This is a genomic window from Solwaraspora sp. WMMA2080 (assembly GCF_027497395.1).
Lineage (GTDB): Bacteria > Actinomycetota > Actinomycetes > Mycobacteriales > Micromonosporaceae > Micromonospora_E.
Genome location: NZ_CP114910.1, coordinates 4500459 through 4524844 on the forward strand (window position 1 = coordinate 4500459; position 24386 = coordinate 4524844).

A 24386-nucleotide genomic window follows, 5' to 3' on the forward strand; every position below is an offset into this window, starting at 1 on the left:
CGTGGACATTGTTCCGACGCGACGGGAGGGCGTCCAGGTGACGACGACACGGCGACACCGGTTCATCCAGCACCGCAAGGCTGCCGGTTTCACTCAGGAAGGGCTCGCCGCACACCTGTACATCGACCGCACCACCGTCGCCCGATGGGAGCGCGGGGAGACAGATCCACACCCAGCGGTACGCGCGCGACTCGCCGAGGCCCTTGACCTGCCAATTGATCAGCTCGATGCGCTGCTCGCTGACGAACCGACGGATCTCGCTCTGGACAGCACCGAATCCGGCGGTACCGTGGCATTCGGGGATCCCGATGGAGGTGATCTTGTGGACCGCCGCGCGTTCGCGATCAACACCGCTCTCGCTGGGCTCGGCATCGCCACACCACTGCGCGACTGGATCACATCGCCGCAGGTGCCGCAGCACCTCGGCATGGAGCACATGCGGCAGGTCTCCGAGACGATCATGGCCTTCGAGCGAGCTGACGCTGTTGTAGGCGGCGACAGCCTGTGCGACATTGCCCTCGCCATGTACCGCCGCCTGGCCCGCTGGGAGCGCGAAGCCAGCTATAACCATCAGGTCAGCGAGGCTCTGCAAGACTGCCTTGGGGACTTGGAATCGCAGGTGGGCTGGCTTGCTCTCGACGCCGAGCGCCACCAAGAGTCCCGTCACTACCTGAACGAAGCCGTCATCCGTGCCCGGCTCCGCGACGACCCGCGCCTTGAAGTGCAAGCGCTCCAGCAACTCTCGATGCTGGTGCGCGATACGAATCCACGCGAAGCCCTGCGGTACGCCGAGGCAGCTCAGCGGATTGCAGCGCCGTGGGCCACCCCTCGTTTGAAGACGCTGCTGCATCTCCGATCCAGCCTCGCCCACGCCAAGGGCAAAGACGCCTCAAGCTTCGGCCGGGAGTTGGTGAACGCCAAGATCCAATTCGACCGTGGTCTACACGACGACGATCCGGACTACATCGGGTTCGTCACCATCCACGAGGTCAACGCAACCGAAGGTCTGTCGCATCTGGCGCTCGACCGCCCCGACCGAGCCGCAGCCAGCTTCATCGGCCGACTCGAACGCCCCGATCCGGTCTTCAAGCGGAACGAGTATCTGGGAAAGCTCAACATGGCTACGGCCCTGTACCAGCAGGGCGACCATGCGGGATCCGGCGTGATCGCGCTCAACGTTCTGCCTGCTGTCGCGTCGCTCAAGTCTCGGCGCACGCGGAAGCGCCTGGCGTCCCTGCGTGCCGACCTCGGGCGGACGGCTCCACACGTGCCGGCAGCTCGTGACTTCATCGAGGCGTACGACGCCGCCAAGGTCGCCTGACGGCCGACCCAGCAGGCAGGGCTGTCACTGGACGAGGCGAGGGAGGTGTTGAAGGATGCCTGAGACCGTTCTCGACCTGATTGTGGTTTCTCCACAGACCGACGAGGAAGACTGGGTCATCTACAGCCCTCAGATTCCCGGGCTGGCGGGCGGTCGCGACAGCTTTCTACAACTTCGCGAGGATCTACCCGAAATCCTCCGCTTTGCCGGAGTCGATTTGCCTGCGCACCTCCGGATCCACGTTGAGGAGATCTACGACTCAACCGATGCCGACTACGTCATTCGAGTGGCTCAGGATCCTTCTCGCAAGGACCGTGCGGCGACTGCCAACCGTCTCCGGGCAGCACTGACGGATGAGCTGCAGCGATACGACCTCCTTGGCTCGCCCCGCACCCGAACGGGCGAAGTTATTTTCATCAGCGCGGTCGCTTCCGACACGCTCGGCGAGCTGGCGGCGCAACTCCACCCCTCCGGGGACGCTGCAGTAATTGTCTGCAGCGTGGCAGACAATTTCATCTGGACCTTCCACTTCACCAACAGCGAAGAACTCGACGAAGACGCGCGTTCTCTCGTCGATCTGGGAATCTCGGAGAGCACGACCATCGGCGAGATCATGGGGCAGCGGACTAACAGCCACCCACTGGCAGTTCTCGCGGCCTAGCCCACTAGAGACTGGACGCGAAGGAAGGCGACTTGATGGCGGTCGACGGTCTCAAGCTCGACGTCTACGACGCTGACCAGGCGAAGGCAATCCTTGAAGACCTGGTCGCCGTCTACATCGAGATATACGACGAGCCGGCCGACGCGTTCCACGGCGAGGACCGCTACCGCAGGCAAATCAACGGGCACATGACGCTGCCCGGCTGGAAGCTCGTCACCGGCACGGTCGGCAACGAACTCGTCGGCTACGCCTACGGCTTCCCGTTGTCGTCGGACCGCTGGTGGGCCGGGCTACTCACGCCCGTACCGGACGGCTTCACCGATGAGGACGGACAGCGCACCTTCGCGATCAGCGAGATCATGGTCCGCGAGTCCTGGCGGCGACAGGGCATCGCCCGCGCGCTGCACGACGCGTTGCTCGGCAACCGGAAAGAGTCCAGAGCCACCCTGCTCGCCGACCCGAAGAACGCCCCGGCGCAGGCCGCGTACGCCTCCTGGGGCTGGCGCACCGTCGCCCAGCTTCGCCCCAACTGGGAGAACTCCCCCACCTACGACGTCCTCATCCGCCCGCAGCATAAGTAGGCCGCCCCACCGCGACCGTCTGCTCACTCTCGGCCAGAACGCTGCCGACCAAGTGCGATCAGGGTGATCAGCACGGCTGCCGTGCCGCCGAACACGACGCCGGCCCAGCCCGGAAGGCCGGCCAGTCTGCCAGCCGCATACCCCACGCCGGCGCAAGTCAGACCGGACAGCGCGACCGCCGACCAGCCCACCGCATTCAACTGGACCCGACGGACCGGACGTGATGCACGTCGGCGAGCCCTCCACCGCGAGGTAGGGCGGTACTCGCTGTATCGACGTCGCATGATGACCTCAGCAGCGGTGAACGGGAGCGATCATCGGCTGCATCCATGCTGACACAGCGGCCCCAGTATCAGCGAAGTGAGGCGTACGCACCCTAAACGAACTCGCGAGGTAGCTGATGTCAACGACATTTGAAATTTCAAATGTCGTTGACACTCGATGCACTCAACTCGTGATTGTGAGCGCCAGCAGGCCCTGGTCCAGCCCGATCAGTAGCGTGTCGTCGACGGTGCAGCAGGCCAGCGCTGGATGGAGCACGGGGATCGTGCGTACCGCGCGAGCGGTCGGTGGGTCCCAGACCCGGACGGTGCGGTCGTGGCTGGTCGAGGCGAGCAGGTCACGCCCACCCACCCGGACCAGACTCAGCCCGGTCACCGGCCCCGTGTGCCCGGTCAGCCAGTGAATCGGCTGACCCAGCTCGGCGTCCCACAACCGGATGGTGTGGTCCGCGCTGGCCGATGCCAGCGCCGGACGGCCGGCGACCACGAGCCCGCAGAGTGCGTTCACCGCGTCCTGGTGCCCCTGCTGCGACCAGAGCTGCGTGCCGTCGGTGTCCCAGAGCATGATGGTGCCGCTCTTGTCTGCGGAGGCGAGCAGCTCGCCGGCCGGCCCGGCGACCGTGGCCAGCGTCGTCACCCAGGCCAGGGTCACGTGCCCGAGCAACACCCCGCGCACGTCGCCCGAGTACGGACGCCACAGCCGGACAGTCTGGTCGTCGCCGGCAGAGGCCACCAACAGCTCCGCGTCGTGCTGCACCGGGCAGACGGCGGCGACGCGCTCGTAGTGGCCGTTCATCTCCCCCTGTAGTGTCCCGTCCCGCGCGTCCCACAGCTTGACGGCTCGATCATCGCCAGCGGTCAGGATGCGCGGTTCCTCCTCGTCGGGTACGACACATAGCGCATTGACCGGGCCGTCCGACGCCCGGAACTCGCGCAGTTGGGCACCGGTGACCGCATCCCAGATCCGTACCTGCCCGTCCAATCCGGCGGATGCGACCAGCCGGCCCTCGGCGCCCGGCACCGGGCACACTGCGGTCACCGCCCCGATCCGGTCGCGCTCGGCGACCGCCCCAGGCGGTCCGCCGCCCGGGTCCCACAGCCGAACGGTGCCGTCGTCGCCGGCGGTGGCGAGCATCCGGTTCTTCGCCGTCGGCAGCTCGCAGACCGCCCGGATCCAGCTGGCATGCCCGCGCAAACTCGGCCGAGGGATCCAGGTCTGCTGCGGGGCGCCGGTCGGCACCTCCCACATTCGGATCAGTCCGTCCTCACCGGTCGAGACCAGCAGGCATCCGTCGCTGACATCGACTGTGCACAGATCGGTCAGCGGACCTCCGGTTCGCAGGACCTGGACGCACGCCCTGGTCACGGGATCCCAGATTCGCACCGTGCCGTCATAGCCCGCCGAGGCGAGCAGGGTACGGCCGGGGGTACGCACCGCGTACAGAGTGTTGACCCAGCCGAGGTGACCGGTGAGGACTCCGGTCGGCTCCCCACCGGTCGCCGGGTCCCACAGCCGCACCGTGCCGTCGTAGCCGGTGGAGGCGAGCAACTGTCGGTCCCCGACGGGCACGTGGGTCACCGCCGTCACCCAGCCGGTGTGCCCGGTCAGCACATGGCCTGGTCTGCCCGTCTCCGGATCCCACAACCGCACCGTCCGGTCGTCACCGGCGGAGGCGAGCAGGTCACCGTCGGGCATTGGGATCGCGCAGATGTTGCGTACCCAGTCGCCGTGGCCACGCAGCTCGTGCCGGCGGTGCCCGGAACGCGGGTCCCACAGTCCGATGGTGCCGTCGTGGCTGGCCGTGGCGAGCAGCACCTCACCGGTGGCGAGGCGCACCGCGCAGACACCATGAATCGTGTCGTCGTGGCCGGTGAACGTCTGCTCGGCCTGGTTGGTCAGCGGATCCCAGAGTCGCACAGTGCCGTCGTCGCCGGCCGAGGCGAGCAGCCGACGCCCGTCGATGACGATCGCCGCCACGTCGTAGACGGCCTCGGAGTGTCCGTCGAGGATGCTGCGTTCCTGCCGGGGCGGGGTGTGCGCCCAGCCTCCCCGGTACGGGGCGGCCGCCGCCGTGATCCCGTTGTCCAGGCCGTCGAGCCGGTCGACGACGGAGAACAACGCGGCCCGCTCAGCCGGCGCGGCTGCCACCGCCAGCGGGGTCCGTTGCAGGAGCCGGGCGCGGGCAACCGCGAGCGGCGTCTGGGCCGCGTCCGCCACCGTGAGTAACCGGTCCAGGTGGGCATGCAGCAGATAGTCGTTGTCGGTGAGTAGGTCGTCGACGGCGCCGGCGCGGGACGCGTGCTGCGGTAGCGACCGCAGCAGGTAGTCGGGAGCCGTGGCCCATCCGGTGGCTCGCGCGGCGGCGGTCCAGCTCGCGAGCAGCCGGGCGTGGTCGTCACGCCGCGCCGCCTGCGCGTCCCGATCGGCCAGCAGCGCGTCGTTGAGCGCCTGGTGGAACAGCCGGTACACGGGCTGAGCGCCGCCGCCGGTCTCGACGAGGAAGTTCGCCGCCGAGGTTCGCGCGAAGTCGGCGAGTTCCGGTTCGGTGACCGCCCCGCCGAGGGCTTCGATCGCGGCCTGCCACAACGGCAGCGGCAGTCCTGGCGTCTCGGCGTACGCCAGGGCGGTCAACGCCAGCCGGGCCGATGTCCGGCCGGCGGTCGGCAGCCCGGCCAGGTAGGTGTCCAGGGCGTGCGCCACGGTAGCGGTGAACGACACCTCGTCCGGGTCGATCGCGGTGTTGTCGCGCAGCGCGTGAGCGCGGGCGATCAGGCCGGCGACCAGGAAGTTTCCCTTGGCGAGGGCGGCGATACGGCGGGCGAGCGGCGCGGCGACGGTCGGATCGGCGTACGGGTTGCCTGGTCGTTCGGCACCGATCAGTTGCAGCGTCGCCTGGGCGTAGTCGGCCAGGTCGGATTCGGCGAAGTACTCCGGCGCGTCCAGGTCGACGAGTTCCGCGTTACCGCCGAAGCGGCTGATCAGGTCACCGTGATCGTCTGAGCGCCGGGTGCCGATCACGATCCGCAGGCCCCGAGGGCCACAGTCACGGGCCAGCGGCATCAGGATGTCGTCGATCACCATGCGCGCCTGCGCCGGGTCGGTCGCCTCGTCGAGCGCGTCGAGGACCAGGGTGAATCGGGTCCGTCGGTGGTTCAGCTGGTCGCGCACCGCAGGCATCAGATCAGCCGGTACGCCGGGCAGCTCGACGGCGACGGCACGGGCGATCTCGGCGGCGACTTCGAGGGCAGTCTTGCCCTTGACGTGCACTGCGCAGGAAACCGCACCGACCGGAGCTCGGACGGCCATGTCCGTGTCGGACAGTTCCCCGCTGATCTGCTGGTCGGCGGTGGTGACGATCCGCCCGAGCACGGCTGACTTGCCGACCCCCGGCGACCCGGTGACGATCAGCGGCCGGCTGATCGGTTCGACGCTGTCGATCCAGTCGACGACGCGACGCAGGGCGGCGGCCCGGCCGCGGAACCGCGCGCCGCCTTCGGTGTCGACCGCGACCCCGCGTGCCCTGGGCAGCCAGTGCCGGCCTGCCTCGCCGTCGGTGGCCAGGGCCCATCCCCAGGCGGCAAGGGCGGCGTCGTCCGCGTCGGCGGCCCGCCAAGCGGACAGAGTCGCCAGCTTCATGTCCGGTAGTTGCTGGTCGGCGTAGTGCAGGGTCACGGCTTGGCCGCCGCCCTGAGCGTCGGCGGTGACAACGACGCCGACCACCGCCTGGTACTCGGATGACCAGACCGGACCGCCACTGAATCCCTTGCTCAGCTGGGTGGCCGGCGAGGTGTGGATCATGACGCGGCCCCACCCACCAGGCTGGCCGACACTACCTTCGGCATGGCAGCCGCCGACCACGTGCGTCGGGAACCCGTACGTCCAGTAAGCGCTTCCCGCCAGCGGCTTGGCGGGCAGACAACGAAGTCGGGCCGGGGTCACCGAGGCCGGCACCGGCTCCACGAGTTCAAGCATGACCAGGTCGACCTTGGCATCCCGCATTCCGTCGTGCGGGCAGCCGCCGATCCGGCGGCGGTCGAACCAGGTGACCTTCTCGGCCAGTGGGAACGAGATCCAGAGGTCGTCGTACAGCTGCCCGTCGTTGCCGAACGCGACATGGTGGCAGGTCAGCACCAGGTTGCTCTCCACAACGACGCCGGTACCGACGGGGGTGTCCTGGTGCTGCCCACGGTGCAGGGCAACCAGCCAGGAGCAGTCGTCGGGTCCTGCGGTCACCAGCCGCTCCGTCCCGGTCAGCGCCGCATCGTGGTGCTGGCGTCCGGCGGCCCACCCGGATACCAGCCGAGGGTGACTTCGAAATTCCCTTCAGCCGCCGCCTTGGCGACCACCCAGTTGGTCGTGCCGGTCGCCTTGATGCCGAACTTCACCTCGACGGCATCCGGAGAGACCGCCTTGACCTGGTCCAACAACACGCTGGCGGCGGCGATGGCAGGTGCGGCGGACTCCCGTACCCAGCCAACGACGTCGCCGACCCCGGCCGGCTGAAAACCAACCGGCGGATCGATCTCGACCATCGCTACCGTCTTGTCGTCGACCTGGTAGCGGACCACTTCGGACTGCACCGCACACCTCCGCCGCCCGCGAGAAACGGGCATAAGACCGCAGCCCGCGCTCTGCGGACCGCCACCCGGGTTGCACCGACCAGCCATGCTGCCTCTCACCGACGAGATTTGGCAACGGTTCTATTCATGATCACTTTCCGGCCCCTGCGAACAGGTGTTTCAGGTGACCTCCTGCCCTGCGACATTGAAGATCCACCCATGGCGGAGTGTCAGCTATCTGCATCGGACGGACGGACCTTGCGTCGATCCAGCGGTATCGGCAGAATCGGCCAGTGCCCAGGCCACCCCCGGCCCGGCACCTCATCTTCCCGGCCACCCCGAGCTATTGATCATCGCCATGTCGATGCGACCGCTCACGCCCTTGAGGAGCACCGCATGTCGGAGAAGGAACTCACCCTCGTCGAGCGGTGCGTACTCATCAACCTGATGGTCAAGGCCGCTCCGCTGCAGCAGAGCTACCTGATCAACGTCGCGGGCGTCACCGGGCTCAAGGCGACCCATCGCCGCGCCCTGGAAGCCCTTGGGCTGATCGAGGTGACGGAGAAGCCAATCACCCTGCACCTGACCGACAGCGGGTGGGAGGCGGCCAAGGCGGAGTTGAGCAAGGACGAGCCACCGAAGGGTGCCGGCACCGCAGGTGCGACGCTCTACACGGTGCTCGACTTCGTTCGTCGGCTGATCGACCACTCGGGCGTCCGAGCGGACGACCTGTTCCGGATGCAGTTCAAGCCCGACGAGATCGCTTCCACCACCGACTCGGCAGAGCCGGTCGCGCCGACGGCCAACGGCAGCGAAGCGAGCCAGGTCGACGTGGCCACGCGGATCCGTCGGGCGTACCACGAGCTGATCGACCAACCCGGCGACTACGTCATGCTGGCCGCGCTGCGGGCCGTGCTCGCCGATCTGTCTCGCGACGATCTCGACGCCGCGCTGATCAAGCTCAACCAGGACCCCGACGTGCAGATCGTGCCGGAGTCCAACCAGAAGGTACTCAGGACGCAGGAGCGCGACGCCGCCGTCAGCATCGGCAATCAGCTACGGCATCTGATTTCGATCTCGCCCTCATGACGGGTCCCACCGGGATGACCGACGAGCAGCGGCGAGCGCTGGCCGCACTACGGTTCAACTGGGCACCGACCCCGGACGATGTCTGGAAGCCGCTTCCCTTCCACGTCGAAGGATTGCATCACCAGATCATCGAGATGGTGATGGAGGGCGTCGCCGAAGCGGATGACAGCGTCGACTCCAGCCCGGTGGGACTGGCGATCCTGGGGCAACGCGGCACCGGCAAGACACACCTGCTCGGCGCGTTGCGTCAACGGGTACAGACCGCCGGTGGCTTCTTTTTTCTTGTCAAGCTCCTGGAGGCCAGCGCGTTCTGGCGAAGCACCTCGCTGTCCCTGCTGGAGGATTTCGTCCGACCGGCACCGGACGGAACCTCTCAGCTGCGCACCTTCCTGCGCAGACTTGCCGACGAGGTCGACGCGCCGCGGGCCGTCCGTCGGTCGATCACCGGCGACACCGAACTGACCCGGCATGCCCTCGATGCCCTCGTAGACCAGGTACGGAAGATCAATCGCCAGATCGGCACCGAATGCCAGGACACTGCTCGGGCACTCGTGCTGTACGCCAGCGACGACGGCACGGCTCAGGACCTCGGCCACGATTTCCTCTCATCCAGCGACGAGGAAAGCCCGGGAGCATTGGCCGCCTGGGGCATCCGACGTAGCAAGCGAGCACCGCAGGAGATCGTCCGCGACGCGTCCCGGCTGCTCGCTCTGGTCGGGCCCACCGTGATCGCGCTCGACCAGATCGACCTGATGGTCGCGCAGTCGGTCAAGTCCACCAGTCGCGAGGTACGCGGCGAGGTCGACTGGCAGACCTCATTGCTGCTTGAGCAGATCGCCAGCGGGCTGATGTCGCTCCGGGAGAACACCCGCCGCGCGCTGTCGGTCGTCTCCTGCCTGCCACAGACCTGGCAGAGCATCAAGGAGCAGGCCACCGACACCGTGCAGGATCGGTTCCGGGAGGCGGTGCGGCTCAAGGAGATCCCGTCGCCGGACATCGGCCGCGAGCTGGTGGAGAAGCGGTTCGGCCTGGTCTTCGACGAGCTGGGCTTCACCCCGCCGTACCCGACGTGGCCGATCCATCCGTCCGCCTTCACTGAGGTCGTCCAGTTCACGCCACGCGAACTGCTCCGTCGGATCGACACCCACGTGCGCTCCTGTCTGGCCGACGGGCAGGTACGCGAGCTCACCCACCTCCTGCACGCGCAGTCCGGAAAGAACGGCCCGGCCACGAGGTCCGATGCCGTTCCCACACCCGATCGGTCCGACAAGTCCGAGGTGCAGGAAGGCGCGCAGTCGGTGCCGGCCGAGTCCGACGAGCTCGCCAAGATCGACATTAGCTACGCCGAGTTGATCGAGTCAGCCGAGACCGCAAGCGCGGTGCAGCAGTCCAGCGAGGACCTGAGAGTGCCGGCGCTGCTACAGGCCGGGTTGACCGCGTGGATCGCCGCGCAGGGCGGATCGGCCGATGAGTTCAGCCTCGACCCGCTGCCGTTCAGCGGCAAGCCGGCCCTGCACGCCCGGGTGCGGCGGACGCTCGACGAGGAGACCGAGGACGAGGAGCACTGGTCGTTCCGGGCCGTCTGTGCGCCGCACCACATCGCGGCGCTCAACCGGATCCGCAACGCCATGACCACCTCCGGGTTGACCGAAGGGGTCACCAAGCGGCGACTCTTCCTGCTCCGCAGCGCGGGCTGGTCGGCCGGTGCACGTACCCGGGAACTGCTCGACGCGTTCACCAGAGCCGGCGGGCAGACGCTTCCCTTCCCCACCGCGGACATCAGGCGCCTTGCCGCCTTGGAACGGCTGATCCAGCAGTACGGGTTGGAACGACTGCGGCCATGGTTCGCCTCCCGACAGCCGGCCTCCACCGTCGCTTTCTTGCGCGACGCGCTCGATGGCGGTGCCGACGCCAACAGGGAAAGCCATGCTGACAGTCACGACACGACGGCGCCAACCGAGCCCGATCCGGCCATGCAGCAGGTCGGCCCGCCGGTGCGGGCCGTCGGTCGGGCCTCCGTATCGGTGCGGCCGGCGGCCAGCGGGAGCTCGTCCGCTGGTCGCGGAGGGCCCGCCGAGCAGCTGGCGATGCAGGCCGGGATCGACCCGCCCCAGATGACGATCGGGTCCGTCGCCGGCCGGGCGGACCCGGTCCGAATGGACTTGGAGTCACTGCGTCGGCACACGGTGATATTCGCCGGCTCGGGATCCGGCAAGACGGTGCTGCTCCGCCGGCTTGTCGAGGAGTGCGCGCTGCGTGGCGTGTCCGCGATCGTGCTGGACCCGAACAACGACCTCGCCCGACTCGGCGATGCCTGGCCGGAGCCGCCGACCGGCTGGGGTCCTGCGGATCCGGATCAAGCTGCTGCCTACTTCGCCGGTACCGACGTGGTCGTCTGGACGCCCGGTCGTCGTGCCGGCCGCCCGCTGAGCTTTCAACCGCTCCCGAACTTCGGTGACGTACTCGACGATCCCGACGGGTTCCGCGCAGCCGTGGACTCAGCCGTCGCCACCCTCGCGCCACATGCCCGGGTCGACGGCGGCACCGACAAGGCAAGGCTGGGGCGAGCCGTGCTGCGCGAGGCACTCATTGGTTACGCCCAGAACGGTGGCAGCGACCTGCAGGCGTTCACCGATCTGTTGAACGACCTACCGGACGGGGTCAGCCAGCTCGACAGCGCACCGAAGCTGGCAGCAGGCATGGCGCAACTACTCAAGGCAGCGTTGATCGATGATCCGCTGCTCGGCGGTGACGGCACTCCCGTCGACCCGGGCATCTTGCTCACGCCGCCGCCGGGCCGACACGCCCGCGTCTCGGTGATCAGCTTCGTCGGACTGCCACACGACCACCAGCGGCAGAGCTTCGTCAACCAGCTACAGCTCGCCCTGTTCACCTGGATCAAGCGAAATCCGGCCGGCGACCGGCCACTCGGCGGACTGTTCGTGATGGATGAGGCTCAGACCCTCGCACCATCCGGCTCGGTCACCGCCTGCACCCAGAGCACCCTCGCGTTGACGTCACAGGCCCGTAAGTACGGGCTCGGTCTGGTCTTCGCGACCCAGGCCCCGAAGGCGCTGCACAATCAGATCCCCGGCAACGCTGCCACCCAGTTCTTCGGCCTGTTGACCGCACCTGTGCAGATCGAGGCGGCCCGTGACGTCGCGCGGGCCAAGGGTACCGACATCCCTGACGTCGGCAAGATGGCTACCGGACAGTTCTACGCAGCGGTGGAAGGCGCGCGGTTCGTCAAGCTGCAGGCGCCGATGTGCCTGAGCCACCACCCACGCAGCCCGTTGACAACCGAGGAGGTCGTACAACGAGCCGCCGTCCACCGGTGACCGTACCGGTGACGACGACGTTGGTTCGCGGCGGGAGATAGCCACGCCAATCAGCGGACTGGCAGCCGCTGACGGACTGGCAGCGGAGGTAGCCCCGACCATATCGGCCGAGGCTACCTTTGGACGGTACTGATCAGGTGGACGGACGGATCAGGCCGGAGAGATACCTTCGGCGAAGTCGTACAGGCTCTTGATGTCGTTGTCGAAGTACGGGCCGTCGAACTGACCATTGCCCGGGTTGTCACCGTGGCTTACCACGCTGTTGATGTACCCGTAGCCGGTCGAGTCGTTGTATTCCTGCAGCCAAGGTCCGCCGCTGGAACCGTACGTCATGTTGCAGTACATCCGGATCTGCTGGCCGCCGGGGTTCCACGTGGTGCCCTGGCAGTAGTACTGACTCTCGCCGCCACCCAGGTTGGACGGGTAACCGAGAGCGGTGACATAGACGCTGTAGCTGTAGTTCCAGCGCAGCCCGTGGCCGCCGACGGTGTCGACGACCTTGGCACCGTAGATGCCGCCGTTGTTCATGATGGCGATGCCCATGTCCTCGGCGTAGCTGCCGCTGTTGATCCAGGCGGTACGGGTGTTGAGGCTGGACGCCACGAACGTGCCGAACGGGCGCGAGCCGTTGCGGTAGCGCGGGACGAACTGCCAGTTGCTGTACCACTGTCCGCCGGGGCCCTGGTGGACGCAGTGCCCGGCGGTCATGACCAGCCGACGCTTGCCGCTGGCGACGGTGCTGGCCGAGCAGGAGGCGGTGCCGCCGGTGGGGGTGGTGAAGTAGACCTTGCCGACGGCCTGCGACTCGTTGAGCATCAGTCCGACGTCACCGCGGCTGCCGAGGCTCGGCGCGACCGGCGCCACCGCACCCGCCGGCCCGTTGGGCTTGGCGTCGGCGATCGTCGATTCGGCACCCTTCGCCGACCTCGCGAAGGTCAGGTCGACCGCCGATGCCATCCGCTCCTCGGTCCAGAAGTCGGTGACCTCCTTCGCGATCTTGGCGTTGGTGATCGCCCGGCCGTCGAGGGTGCGGGCGATGGCGCTCGTGTTGCCGTCCGACTTGAACGGCGACGACTCCGCCTGGGCGGCCGGCGCGCCGGTGACGACCAGCGCGAGTGCCAGGCCGGCCATCGCCGACCAGCGCAGTGTGGATTTCAAGAGACCCTCCCTTGTCTTGGTACCCATCTGGGCGCTAGCAGCGTATTGGCAAATTTCCATTGATCACAACGGAGTTTGAATGACTGATCACGGACACTCGCGAAACCTGCCGCTTGAGCTGGGTAGATGTCCACCAGAACCATTGGATCCAACTTCACTAAACGCTTCGACATCATGTGAGCAGGGAGCACCACCGAGAAGCATAGATTTCACGTCTCATTTATCCCATAGCATCGCGAAATACATCCGAAATACAAGTCATGTGATTTTCCGTGCCCAGCGACGAACATTTGTGGCAGGAATCAGACGGCGTGTTTCAGAACTGACCGGTAGCGGTCAGAAGAGAGCCCGTCGACAACGGAGGGAACGAACGAACCAGGCCGACCCGGTCGGTCTGGTCGATCTAGTTGATCTGGTCGACCGGGCTGTCCGGGGCGACCGGGCCGAGCACGACGGTGCCATCCGGCTCGCCGATCTCGGCGTGGTTCAGCATTGCCCAGGCGATGGCCAGCACGCCCGCCCCGGCCATCGTCACCTGCTGCCACCGGCGGGCCCGGCCCATTCCGTACCACCCGGCGACGACCAGCGCGACGAGCCCGGCCAGCAGGGTCACGAACGCGTCCCCGCCGGAGAGCCCGGCCCGCGAACCCAGCGCCGACCCGCCGGCGGTCTCCACCGCGCCGTACATGACGGCATCAGCGTCCGGACCGGCGATCCAGGGCAGCACCGACCCGAGCACCAGCAGCAGTCCACCGCCGGCCGCCGATCCGGCGGTGAGCAGCCCACGCAGCGTCGATCAGCCGCTGGACCGTGTCGGGGCGGTCGGCTCCGGCGATGGTCTCCAGCCGGACGCCGTACTTGCCGCCGTCAGTGACCTGGACCGTGACGGTGTCGTCGATCGCCACCCTGGACAGGTCCACGGCGGCGGCGTCGCGCTGCGACTTCGCCGTGTACCCGTACCCGAACAGTCCGACGAAGCCGGCGACCCAGAGCGCCAGCCCGGCAACCACAGAGCCGACAATGGTCCGGAGCCGGTCCGCCCACCGGCAGGAGGAGAGTCGGGAAGATGGCGTTGCTGAACCCCACGCGACTGACCGGCCGGCCGGCGGCGGTCACCGTCGGCGACCAGTCGATGTCCGGCGACGACCTGCTCGAAGCCGCGACCGCCGTCGCCAGGCAGATCGCTGGCGCCGACACCGTCGCGGTCGACGCCACCGCCAGCCTCGACACGGTCGTCGCGCTCACCGGTTGCCTGCTGGCCGGCACCACGCTGGTCCCCGTACCGCCGGACGCCGGCCCGGTCGAACGCGGTCACATCCTGCGCGACTCCGGCGCTCAACTGCTGCTTGGCCCCAACCCGACGAGGCCGGTCGGGAGCGGCTCCGACCAGGGCGGCTCCGACCAGGGCGGGCCCGGCCAGCGCCGGACCGTCGGGTCCGACGCCCCCGCGCTGATCCTCTACACCAGCGGCACCACCGGCGCACCGAAAGGTGTACCGGTGACCAGCGCCAACATCGCCGCCGACCTCGACGCCCTCGCCGAGGCCTGGGCGTGGACGCCGGACGACACCCTGGTCCACGGCCTGCCGCTGTTCCACGTACACGGTCTGGTGCTCGGCGTCATCGGCGCGCTACGCGTCGGCTGCCGGCTGGTGCACACCGGCCGGCCCACCCCTGGGGCGTACGCCGCCGCCGGTGGCACGCTGTACTTCGGCGTACCGACGATCTGGTCCCGAATCTGCGACGACCGACCCTCCGCCCGGGCGTTACGCGCCGCCCGGCTCCTCGTCTCCGGTTCGGCGGCCCTGCCCGCCCCGGTTTTCCGCACGCTCACCGAGCTCACCGGGCAGGCACCGGTCGAACGGTACGGAATGACCGAAACCTTGATCACGGTCAGCAGCCGCGCCGACGGCGAGCGGCGACCCGGCTGGGTCGGTACGCCGCTCGCCGGCGTACACACCCGGCTGGCCAGTGAGGACGGCGAGCAGTTGCCGGCGGACGGCGAGACCATCGGCGAACTGCAGGTTCGCGGCCCGATGGTGTTCGACGGTTACCTCGGCGCCGCCGGGCGCGGCGACTTCACCCCGGACGGCTGGTTCCGCACCGGCGACGTAGCGGCGATCGACCAGGCCGGCTGGCACCGAATCGTCGGCCGCGCCTCGACCGATCTGATCAAGAGCGGTGGTTACCGGATCGGTGCCGGCGAGGTGGAGAACGTGCTGCTGACCCATCCGGCAGTACGCGAGGCGGCGGTCATCGGCGCACCCGACGCAGACCTCGGGCAACGGGTCGTCGCGTACGTGGTGGCCGAGGGCGTGTCCCCGCAGTCGCTGATCGACTTCGTGGCCACCGAACTCTCCACCCACAAGCGCCCACGTGAAGTGCGCATCGTGGACGACCTGCCACGCAACGCGATGGGTAAGGTGCAGAAGAAGCTACTGCACGACGACCGCCGGTGACATCCCACCACTACCGACAGTCACCACATCGACATCAGCCGAACGGCTGATGTCAGGCGTTCGAGATCGATGCCATAAGTTTTCTTTACCTGCGGCTCAAGAAATCATCATTTCTGGCGCTGAAGTTGATTCTTGATTGAACCGCTCCCTAACGTGTGCGTATGGCCCGGGGCGACTAGTCATCCGCTCCCGGTGAACCCCCGCCGGCACCGTCGTGCCCGAGCCTAATACAGACATCCCAGTACGGTGAGCATTCGGAAGGTGTGCACATGGGACAAACGGCTCACAGACGCGCCGCCAGACCCGCGAAGGGCGGACGGACGCGCCGCGCCGTCATCGCGGTCGCGACCCTGTCCGCCTTCGGGGTCCTGATCGCCGTCAGCCAGATCTCCAGTGCTGGGACGGATCGCAAGGCCAGCGAGCAGGTCAACGGACTCGATGTGCTCGGGACCGGCTGCGACGACAGCTCATTGGAGCTACACGACGGCTTCCAGGTGGGCAGCCGCTGCGTCTCGACAGCGTTCGGAGAGGTCGGTGCGGCAGAGCAGAACCCGACGCTGCTGATCACCGAGTCGCCGGAATCGGTTGGCGTCGGCGAACCGTTCCAACTGCGGGTCAGCACCCGCAATCTGGTCCGGGACCGCTTCCTCCCGGCGGCTCAGGGCGGGTACTACGTGGAGTCCGCGCTGCTGACCGGAGACGGACTGACCCGCGGTCACTTCCACACCGCCTGCCGGATGCTGACCAGCACCACCGAGGCGCTCGACCCGGAGCCGGTGCCGGCCTTCTTCGTCGCGACTGAGGACGGTGGCGGCGGTGCTGAGCCGGATGTCGTCACTATCCAGGTGCCCGGGCTGCCCCAGGAGGGGATCGCCCAGTGCGCATCGTGGGCCGGCGACGGATCGCACCGGATCCCGATGATGCAGCGGGCCAACCAGACCCCGGCGATCGACGCCGTCCGTATCGAGGTGCGAGCCGGCCGAGCGGAGGAACCCCCGGCGGAGGAACCGCCCGCGGAGGAACCGCCCGCGGAGGAACCGCCCGCGGAGGAACCGCCCGCGGAGGAACCGCCGGCCGAGGAACCGCCCGCGGAGGAACCGCCCGCGGAGGAACCGCCGGCCGAGGAACCGCCGGCCGAGGAACCGCCGGCCGAGGAACCGCCGGCCGAGGAACCGCCCGTTGAGGAGACACCGGCACCGGCCAGCCCTGAGGCGGAGGTCACCGACGATCCGGCACCGCCGACGCAGGAAGCCAAGCCCACGCCGGAGCCGACCGAGACCGCTGCCGGAGAGGAGAAGGAAGCCGAGCCGACCGCACAGCCGAGTGCGGACCCGAGCCCGACTGCCGCTGCCGCTGCCGGTGGAATCAATGCCCCAGCCGTGGACAACCTTGCAAACGAAGCAGATGCTGACGAGTCGGCCAGTCCGCTGGCACTGACCGGCGCGAACACCATGAACTTCCTGGTCGTCGGCCTAGTGCTGATCGTCGGCGGAGTGATCCTTGTCCACCTGACCCAACGTCGCCGCTACCCGAACCGGAAGCGCTGACCTCAACCACCTCCGTACCGCACAGCTGTGCCCACCGCGCCCAACCACGCGGTGGGCACAGCTGTCCCGCCTCAGATCGTCGTCGGGCCGCACGGCTCAGGCGCTGAGCTGGACCATCAACTGGTAGTCGTCGATCAGCCCGTCAGTACGCTCGCCCCTGCCTGGGTCGACCACCTGCCAGACCACGGACACGACGTGGTTCCTCTGGCCCACCCGCCGGCAGGCCTGATGGCGTTGGACTGCCCGCGACTCGGCGCACAGCCCGCAGAGCCCAAGCCGGCCGCGCTGGTGTTCGCCACGCGGGACGGCAGCCCACTCCGGCGGTCAAACTTTCGTCGACAGGTCTGGCGTCCGGCGCTGGTCCGGGCTGGCTTACTCGGCAAGGTAGCCGAAGTGTCGCCGGACAAGTGGCACGCCAAGTGGACCGACGCGACCGGCGTCGAGCGGTTGCCGAGTTCGCGACCGAGCGGGAAGCCGTCGACCAGGTCGCGCTCAAGGCCGCTGGCGGGCTCCGCTTGCACGACCTGAGGAACTCGTACGCCACGTGGCTCATCAGCGACGGGGGTACGGGACGTGTTCGGCGACTTCTGCTGACGATTCGCTGATTCTGGTTCCTGGTCCGACTGGCCAGCGCGACAAGGGTCGATGCACTGGCGCGCCGACCAGCCAAAATGTGGGTGGAGCCAAGGGGACTCGAACCCCTAACCCCTGCCTTGCAAAGGCAGTGCTCTGCCAGTTGAGCTATGGCCCCGAGTGGTCCCCGCCGCAGCGGTGACGACTGCGGTCCGGGGACAGAAGTTGGATCAGCGGAGATCAGGAGCGGTGGTCGCCTCGTGCCAGAGGGCACGCTCGTCGCTGGTCTCCTTGACCTTCTTGGCGATCAGCGCGGCTACGCCGATGACGCCGGCGATGATGAGGATCTTCTTGACCATGGGGCGTGTCCCCTTACGCTCGACTGTCGTGGAGTGGGGCTAGCTGGAATCGAACCAGCGACCTCAGAGTTATCAGCTCTGCGCTCTAACCGACTGAGCTATAGCCCCGTACGCGACGAGCAAGGTTACCGCACCCGTGCCCTACACCCCAACTCGGGGCGAAAGCCACCGGCAGCCGGCGAACGGAGCGCCGGACCATGGGGAGACTACCGGATCGCGGACGGCCGGGGCCAATGGGTATCGACCCGCCCGGCCGTCCTCCGCTTCCCTGAGCGGGCCGGATCAGTCCCGCTCGGCCAGGGTCAGTTCGATCCCGCCGACCAGGTCGGCGCAGACGTTGTAGATGAACGCGCCGAGCGTCGCCAGCGCGGTGTAGAGCACCACGTTGATCAGCCCGAACAGCGCCGCCGTGCCGATCACGCCCTGAGCGGTGATCCGCAGGCTCGGACCGTCCCCGGTGCCGGTACCGATCAGGTCACCAAGGCTGGCGTTGACGCTCTGGAACACGCCCATCGCGTCGAGCGCCAGGTAGAGCACCGAGGTCGCGACGATCACCACGATGAACAGCACCAGCGAGACCGCGAACGAGAACTTCATGACGGACCAGGGGTCGATCCGCTTCAGGTTGAGGCGAGCTCGACGCGGACCTCGCGAGGCAGCCGAGCTGACCCCGGGTCGCGCGGTGCGGGCACCGTCAGGGCCGACTCGCGCCGCGCCGACCGCGCCAACACCGGCACCGGCACCACCGATCGTGCGTACGGTCGGCGAACCCAGGCCGGTCCGCGAGCCGGGAGTGGCCGTACCCACCCGGGCCGTGCCGCCGATGGTGCCGAACTGCCCGGTGGGCCCGAGCCCACCGCCCGGTCGGGTGCCACTTGCCGCGGTGGCGCCGAGCGCTCCACCGGTGAATCCGCTGCCGGAGCTGGCCGGCGGAGCGGATGAAACAGGAGGTGCCGACGTCACAGGAGGTGCCGACCTTCCGGAAGAGGCGGATATGCCGCCGAGCTGAGTGGCGCTGTCGCCGGTGCCTCCGGCGCGGGTCGAACCGTCGACGGAGTCGCCGGTGCCACCGGCTGGGTCGTCGGCGGGTCTGTCGGGCGGGGGAGGCATCCCTGGCGCCCGGGTGAACTTGGGCGACGGCGAATCACCGGGCACGCTGGCCCGGCCGACAGCGGCGCGGCCGGTGGCCGTTGATGTGCCTCCGGCGGCGGATTCCTCGTCGACCGGAGCCGCCGAGGATCCTGTTCCCCCCGACTTCGCCTGGGTCTCCGTCATCAACTAGTCCTGTTCGTCAGGCTCGTCGGCATTGCGAGCAATGGCCACGATGGTCACGCCGTCTGGGAGGTCCATGAGCTTGACCCCCATTGTGTTCCGGTCCCGGGTACGTCGTACAGGCTTCACCGGAGTCCGGATCACGCCACCGTTGCTGGTGATCGCGAAGAGCTCGTCGTCCGGACTGATGACGACCGCGCCGACGAGACCACCGCGGCGCTCGGTGATCTTCGCAGTCAGCACACCCTTGCCTCCCCGGCCCTGCACCGGATACTCCTCGATCGGAGTACGTTTCGCGTACCCGCCGTTGGTGGCGACCAAAACATCCAGGTCCATCCCCTCCCGGACGACCGCCATGGCGAGCAGTTCGTCGGTGTCGGTGAACCGCATCCCGATCACCCCCGATGTAGCCCGCCCCATCGGACGCAGCGCCTCGTCGGTCGCGGTGAACCGGATCGCCTGGGCGTTCTTGGAGACCAGCAGCAGGTCGTCGGCCCCGCTGGCGAGAGCCGCTCCGACCAGTTCGTCGGCGTCCCGCAGGTTGATGCCGATGATCCCACCGGAGCGGTTCGAGTCGAACTCCTCCAGCCGGGTCTTCTTCACCAGGCCGTTGCGGGTCGCCAGCACCAGGTAGGGCGCCACCTGGTAGTTCGGGATCCGGATGACCTGGGCGATGTGTTCGTCCGGCTGGAAGGCCAACAGGTTGGCCACGTGCTGGCCACGGGCGGTACGGGATGCCTCCGGCAACTCGTAGGCCTTCGCCCGGTAGACCCGGCCCTTGTTGGTGAAGAACAGCATCCAGTCATGGGTGGACGCGACGAAGAAGTGGCTGACGATGTCGTCCTGGCGCAGCGTCGCACCGCTGACGCCCTTGCCGCCCCGGCGCTGCGAGCGGTAGAGGTCGACCTTGGTCCGCTTGGCGTACCCGGTGCGGGTGATGGTGACCACCACGTCCTCGCGGGCGATCAGGTCCTCCATCGAGACCTCGCCGTCGAACGGCACGATCTTCGTCCGCCGCTCGTCGCCCCACTTGGCGACAATCTCGCCGAGCTCCTCCGAGACGATCCGCCGCTGCCGCTCGGGCTTGGCCAGAATGTCCTTGAGGTCGGTGATTTCCAGCTCGATCCGGGCGAGCTCGTCGATGATCTTCTGCCGTTCGAGGGCCGCCAGCCGGCGCAGCTGCATGTCCAGGATCGCGGTGGCCTGGATCTCGTCGACGTCGAGCAGCCGCATCAGGCCCTGCCGGGAGTCCTCGACCGTCGGCGACCGCCGGATCAGGGCGATCACCTCGTCGAGCATGTCCAGCGCCTTGACCAGACCGCGCAGGATGTGCGCCCGCTCCTCGGCCTTGCGCAGCCGGTACGCGGTGCGCCGCCGGATCACGTCGATCTGGTGCTCGACGTAGAACCGGATGAACTGCGCCAGGTTCAGCGTGCGCGGCACCCCGTCGACCAGGGCCAGCATGTTGGCGCCGAACGTCTCCTGCAGCTGGGTGTGCTTGTAGAGGTTGTTAAGCACCACCTTGGCGACGGCGTCGCGCTTGAGCACCAGCACCAGCCGCATGCCGGTACGCCCGGAGGACTCGTCGCGGATGTCGGCGATCCCGCCGATCTTGCCCTCCTTGATCAGCTCGGCGACCCGCTCGGCAAGGTTGTCCGGGTTGACCTGGTACGGCAGTTCGGTGACGACCAGCGACGTCCGGCCCTTCTTGTCCTCCTCGACCTCGACCACGGCCCGCATCCGGATCGACCCGCGACCGGTGCGGTAGGCGTCCTGGATCGGGGTGGTGCCGACGATCAGACCGGCGGTCGGGAAGTCCGGGCCCTTGACGATCTCGATCAGCGCCTCGAGCGTGGTCGCCTCGTCGACCTCCGGGTTCTCCAGGCACCACTGCACCGCCGCCGCGATCTCCCGCAGGTTGTGCGGCGGGATCTTGGTGGCCATGCCGACCGCGATGCCCTCGGAGCCGTTGATCAGCAGGTTGGGGATCCGGGCCGGCAGGATCACCGGTTCCTTGGCCCGCCCGTCGTAGTTGTCCTGGAAGTCGACGGTGTCCTCGTCGATGTCCCGCAGCATCTCCATCGCCAGCGGGTCGAGCTTGCACTCTGTGTAGCGCATCGCGGCTGCCGGATCGTTGCCCGGGGAGCCGAAGTTGCCGTTGCCGTCGACCAGCGGGTACCGCAGCGACCAGGGCTGCGCCATCCGGACCAGCGCGTCGTAGATGGCCGAGTCGCCGTGCGGGTGGAACTGACCCATCACGTCGCCGACGACCCGGGAGCACTTGACGTAGCCCCGGTCCGGCCGGTAGCCCGAGTCGAACATGGCGTAGAGGATCTTGCGGTGTACGGGCTTGAGCCCGTCCCGTACGTCCGGCAGCGCCCGCCCGACGATCACGCTCATCGCGTAGTCGAGGTACGAACGCTGCATCTCGACTTCCAGCCCGACCGGCTCGATGCGATCGTGGCGGGCGACCGCAGCCGCGGCGGCTGCCACGGGATCCGGCTCGCTGCCGAAGGACTCGGGAGTATCCGTCACAGTTAACCCTTATCAACCTTTGAAACCGTCGTACCGGTGCTGGACAACGGCTGTGGAAGCTGGCGAAGTTGCTGATGACGCGGCCGGGCCGGCCCCTGTTCGGGGGGTCGCCCGGCCGCGCGGGGCGCTAGATGTCCAGGAAGCGGACGTCCTTGGCGTTGCGCTGGATGAAGGAGCGCCTCGCCTCGACGTCCTCACCCATCAGAACGCTGAACAGCTCGTCGGCGGTTGCTGCGTCGTCCAGAGTCACCTGACGCAGCGTACGCGTCGCCGGGTTCATCGTCGTCTCCCACAGCTCGGGGTAGTTCATCTCTCCCAGGCCCTTGAAGCGCTGGATGTCGTCCGGCTTGGCGTTCGGCTTCTTCTGCTGGCGCAGCACGATCAGTCCGTCGCGTTCCCGGTCGGAGTACGCGTACTGCGCGTCGTCGCCCTTCCGGTTCCACTTGATCTTGTACAGCGGCGGGGCAGCGAGGTAGACGTGGCCCAGCTCGACCAGCGGACGCATGAACCGGAACAGCAGGGTCAGCAGCAGCGTCTGGATGTGCTGGCCGTCCACGTCAGCGTCGGCCATCAACACGATCTTGTGGTAGCGCAGCTTGTCGATGTCGAAGTCGTCGTGGATGCCGGTGCCCAGCGCGGTGATCAGCGCCTGGACCTCGTTGTTCTTCAGCACCCGGTCGATCCGGGCCTTCTCCACGTTGAGGATCTTGCCCCGGATCGGCAGGATCGCCTGGGTACGCGGATCCCGCCCCTGCTTGGCCGAGCCGCCGGCCGAGTCGCCCTCGACGATGAAGACCTCCGACTCGCGCGGGTCGGTGGACTGGCAGTCGGCCAGCTTGCCCGGCATCGACCCGGACTCCAGCAACGACTTGCGCCGGGCCAGCTTGCGGGCCTGCTGGGCGGCGATCCGGGCGCGGGCCGCCTGGGTGGCCTTCGTGATGATCATCTTGCCTTCGGCCGGGTTGCGGTCCAGCCAGTCGACCAGCCACTCGTTGCAGACCCGCTGCACGAAGCTCTTCACCGGGGTGTTGCCCAGCTTGGTCTTGGTCTGGCCCTCGAACTGCGGGTTGGCCAGCTTGACCGAGATGATCGCGGCGAGCCCTTCCCGGATGTCCTCGCCGGAGAGCTTCTCGTCGCCCTTGAGTAGCTTCTTGTCCATGGCGTACTTGTTGACCACGCTGGTCAACGCGGACCGGAAGCCCTCCTCGTGGGTGCCGCCCTCGTGGGTGTTGATGGTGTTGGCGAAGGTGTAGACCGACTCGCCGTACGATTCGTTCCACTGCATGGCGATCTCGACCGACATGCCCTCCTCCTCCGCGCCGAACTCGACCACGCTCTTGTGGATCGGGTTCTTCGAGGCGTTGAGATGGCGGACGAAGTCCGAAATACCACCCTTGTAGCAGAAAGTGACCTCGCGGTGCTTTCCGTCGTCATCAGCCACCCGCTCGTCGCGCAGCTGGATGGTCAGCCCACGGTTGAGGAAGGCCATCTCCTGCAACCGGCGGTAGATCGTCTCGAACGCGTACTCGGTGGTCTCGAAGATCGACGGATCCGGCCAGAAGGCGACCGCGGACCCGGTCCGGTTCGTCGCCTCGCCCTTGTCCAGCGGCGTCGGCTTCGAGTTGGCGTACTGCTGCCGCCAGACGTGGCCGTCCTTGTGGATCTCGACCTCCATCTTCACGGAGAGCGCGTTGACCACCGAGACACCGACCCCGTGCAGGCCACCGGAGACCGCGTACGCCTTGCCGTCGAACTTGCCGCCGGCGTGCAGCACGGTCAGGGCGACCTCGACACCCGGCTTCTTCAGCTTTGGATGCAGGTCCACCGGGAAACCCCGGCCGTTGTCGGTGACCCGCACCCCGCCGTCGGCGAGCAGCACCACCTCGATGGTGTCGCAGTGCCCGGCCAGCGCCTCGTCGACCGCGTTGTCCACGACCTCCCAGACCAGGTGGTGCAGGCCGCGCTCACCGGTCGAACCGATGTACATGCCCGGTCGCTTGCGGACCGCCTCGAGGCCCTCCAGCACGGTGATCGACTCGGCGCCGTACTCCTGGTTGTTCTCCGCTGACACCCTCAGCCACTTTCTCGCACACCTGGGCCGCGACGGCACAGGGACGCGGGGTTCGGCGGATCTTCCGACGGCGGACGGACGCGAACCGGCACCATGGCCGACAACCCGCATCTTCCGGGTGGATCGCCGACGGGTGGCGAAACGCGCCGTACGCCGCAGCGGACCCGCGGATCACGAACGGCTGGGCCCCGTACGGTCCGGCGATCACGGCTGCCGGTGGTCACCTCGTCGGTGATCCTGCCAGGCGGGCTCCGGATCGTCGCGCCGCGCGGGTCTCCCTCGTCTCTGTCTCCGATCCTACTGTGCCGAGCCGACATAACCGGGACGCGGCACCCCCGTAAAGCGGCTGAGAGGTTCGTAGCCGGCCGCACCCCACCCACCGCGACCACCCCCACACGCACCAGATCCATCATCGGTCGGCCACGGGGCACCGCACCGACGGTGCGGCGGCCCGCCGGGCCACCTGAAGATGAAACGACTACCCGGATGCCGCTACAGTGCCGCTACCGCACAGGCTCGCACCGGGCAGCAGCATCGCGGATGCGCACCCGACCCGGGCCACCAGCTGGAGAAGGGTGACGC

Annotated in this window: 16 protein-coding genes and 2 tRNA genes; 7 read left to right on the forward strand and 11 right to left on the reverse strand. The window is 68.0% G+C overall.

The window, feature by feature from the left end; all coding sequences use genetic code 11:
• Nucleotide 1: 1 nt before the first annotated feature.
• The 3 genes from O7543_RS20380 to O7543_RS20390 are packed head-to-tail and all read left to right on the forward strand — an operon-like array spanning nt 2 to nt 2563.
• Nucleotides 2-1321 carry a helix-turn-helix transcriptional regulator gene (locus O7543_RS20380; RefSeq protein WP_281567181.1) on the forward strand — a complete coding sequence of 440 codons (1320 nt, stop codon included), beginning with the start codon at nt 2-4 and terminating at the stop codon, nt 1319-1321.
• A gap of 55 nt (nt 1322-1376) precedes the next feature.
• Nucleotides 1377-1982, forward strand: a complete 606-nt coding sequence (locus tag O7543_RS20385; protein ID WP_281552370.1) for a hypothetical protein — start codon at nt 1377-1379, stop codon at nt 1980-1982.
• Between the two features lie 35 nt (nt 1983-2017).
• Nucleotides 2018-2563, forward strand: coding sequence for a GNAT family N-acetyltransferase (locus O7543_RS20390; RefSeq protein WP_281552369.1), 546 nt, complete (start codon nt 2018-2020; stop codon nt 2561-2563).
• 447 nt (nt 2564-3010) lie between these two features.
• Here O7543_RS20390 and O7543_RS20395 read toward each other — a convergent pair whose 3' ends face one another.
• Complete coding sequence (locus tag O7543_RS20395) at nt 3011-7078, reverse strand: trypsin-like peptidase domain-containing protein (protein ID WP_281552368.1); 4068 nt, start codon at nt 7076-7078, stop codon at nt 3011-3013.
• A gap of 17 nt (nt 7079-7095) precedes the next feature.
• Complete coding sequence (locus tag O7543_RS20400) at nt 7096-7425, reverse strand: CU044_2847 family protein (RefSeq protein WP_281552367.1); 330 nt, start codon at nt 7423-7425, stop codon at nt 7096-7098.
• Nucleotides 7426-7551: 126 nt separating this feature from the next.
• Here O7543_RS20400 and O7543_RS20405 point away from each other — a divergent pair, with 126 nt between their 5' ends.
• Nucleotides 7552-8493 carry a hypothetical protein gene (locus O7543_RS20405; RefSeq protein WP_281552366.1) on the forward strand — a complete coding sequence of 314 codons (942 nt, stop codon included), beginning with the start codon at nt 7552-7554 and terminating at the stop codon, nt 8491-8493.
• A complete protein-coding gene (locus O7543_RS20410; RefSeq protein WP_281552365.1) occupies nt 8490-11831 on the forward strand; it encodes a DUF87 domain-containing protein in 3342 nt (1113 codons plus the stop codon). Before O7543_RS20405 ends, O7543_RS20410 begins: the two co-directional genes overlap by 4 nt.
• Nucleotides 11832-11981: 150 nt before the next feature.
• Here O7543_RS20410 and O7543_RS20415 read toward each other — a convergent pair whose 3' ends face one another.
• The 3 genes from O7543_RS20415 to O7543_RS20425 all read right to left on the reverse strand — a co-directional run bounded on the left by O7543_RS20415 (nt 11982) and on the right by O7543_RS20425 (nt 13999).
• Nucleotides 11982-13016 (reverse strand): hypothetical protein, encoded by a 1035-nt coding sequence (locus tag O7543_RS20415; protein ID WP_348650028.1) that lies wholly within the window; start codon nt 13014-13016, stop codon nt 11982-11984.
• 376 nt (nt 13017-13392) lie between these two features.
• On the reverse strand, nt 13393-13728 hold the full coding sequence (locus O7543_RS20420) for a hypothetical protein (protein WP_281552363.1): 336 nt from the start codon (nt 13726-13728) through the stop codon (nt 13393-13395).
• The gene (locus O7543_RS20425; RefSeq protein WP_281552362.1) at nt 13685-13999 is read right to left on the reverse strand and encodes a hypothetical protein; all 315 of its coding nucleotides are present in this window, start codon (nt 13997-13999) and stop codon (nt 13685-13687) included. Before O7543_RS20425 ends, O7543_RS20420 begins: the two co-directional genes overlap by 44 nt.
• A 56-nt stretch (nt 14000-14055) precedes the next feature.
• Between O7543_RS20425 and O7543_RS20430 the strand changes: the two genes are divergently transcribed.
• A complete protein-coding gene (locus O7543_RS20430) occupies nt 14056-15447 on the forward strand; it encodes an acyl-CoA synthetase (protein WP_281552361.1) in 1392 nt (463 codons plus the stop codon).
• A gap of 269 nt (nt 15448-15716) precedes the next feature.
• Nucleotides 15717-16994 (forward strand): hypothetical protein, encoded by a 1278-nt coding sequence (locus tag O7543_RS30245; protein WP_348650029.1) that lies wholly within the window; start codon nt 15717-15719, stop codon nt 16992-16994.
• 678 nt (nt 16995-17672) lie between these two features.
• On the opposite strand, the gene O7543_RS20440 is transcribed toward O7543_RS30245, so the two are convergent.
• The 6 genes from O7543_RS20440 to gyrB form a co-directional block, all read right to left on the reverse strand.
• Nucleotides 17673-17745, reverse strand: a tRNA-Ala gene (locus O7543_RS20440).
• A gap of 52 nt (nt 17746-17797) precedes the next feature.
• Nucleotides 17798-17926 (reverse strand): DLW-39 family protein, encoded by a 129-nt coding sequence (locus O7543_RS20445; RefSeq protein ID WP_233606623.1) that lies wholly within the window; start codon nt 17924-17926, stop codon nt 17798-17800.
• Nucleotides 17927-17960: 34 nt separating this feature from the next.
• Nucleotides 17961-18034: transfer RNA gene (locus O7543_RS20450), tRNA-Ile, on the reverse strand.
• A 174-nt stretch (nt 18035-18208) separates the two neighbouring features.
• Complete coding sequence (locus O7543_RS20455; RefSeq protein ID WP_281552360.1) at nt 18209-19201, reverse strand: DUF3566 domain-containing protein; 993 nt, start codon at nt 19199-19201, stop codon at nt 18209-18211.
• 3 nt (nt 19202-19204) lie between these two features.
• A complete protein-coding gene (gene gyrA, locus O7543_RS20460; protein ID WP_281552359.1) occupies nt 19205-21733 on the reverse strand; it encodes a DNA gyrase subunit A in 2529 nt (842 codons plus the stop codon).
• 127 nt (nt 21734-21860) lie between these two features.
• The gene (gene gyrB, locus O7543_RS20465) at nt 21861-23804 is read right to left on the reverse strand and encodes a DNA topoisomerase (ATP-hydrolyzing) subunit B (RefSeq protein ID WP_281552358.1); all 1944 of its coding nucleotides are present in this window, start codon (nt 23802-23804) and stop codon (nt 21861-21863) included.
• Nucleotides 23805-24386: the final 582 nt, after the last annotated feature.

Excerpts from the sequence above, each read along its gene's own strand:
- O7543_RS20385 (WP_281552370.1), top strand. The coding sequence starts at position 1,377 with ATGCCTGAGACCGTTCTCGACCTGATTGTGGTTTCTCCACAGACCGAC.
- O7543_RS20390 (WP_281552369.1), top strand. The coding sequence starts at position 2,018 with ATGGCGGTCGACGGTCTCAAGCTCGACGTCTACGACGCTGACCAGGCG.
- O7543_RS20405 (WP_281552366.1), top strand. The coding sequence starts at position 7,552 with ATGATCACTTTCCGGCCCCTGCGAACAGGTGTTTCAGGTGACCTCCTG.
- O7543_RS20410 (WP_281552365.1), top strand. The coding sequence starts at position 8,490 with ATGACGGGTCCCACCGGGATGACCGACGAGCAGCGGCGAGCGCTGGCC.
- O7543_RS20415 (WP_348650028.1), bottom strand. The coding sequence starts at position 13,016 with ATGGGTACCAAGACAAGGGAGGGTCTCTTGAAATCCACACTGCGCTGG.
- O7543_RS20430 (WP_281552361.1), top strand. The coding sequence starts at position 14,056 with ATGGCGTTGCTGAACCCCACGCGACTGACCGGCCGGCCGGCGGCGGTC.
- O7543_RS30245 (WP_348650029.1), top strand. The coding sequence starts at position 15,717 with ATGGGACAAACGGCTCACAGACGCGCCGCCAGACCCGCGAAGGGCGGA.
- O7543_RS20445 (WP_233606623.1), bottom strand. The coding sequence starts at position 17,926 with ATGGTCAAGAAGATCCTCATCATCGCCGGCGTCATCGGCGTAGCCGCG.
- O7543_RS20455 (WP_281552360.1), bottom strand. The coding sequence starts at position 19,201 with ATGACGGAGACCCAGGCGAAGTCGGGGGGAACAGGATCCTCGGCGGCT.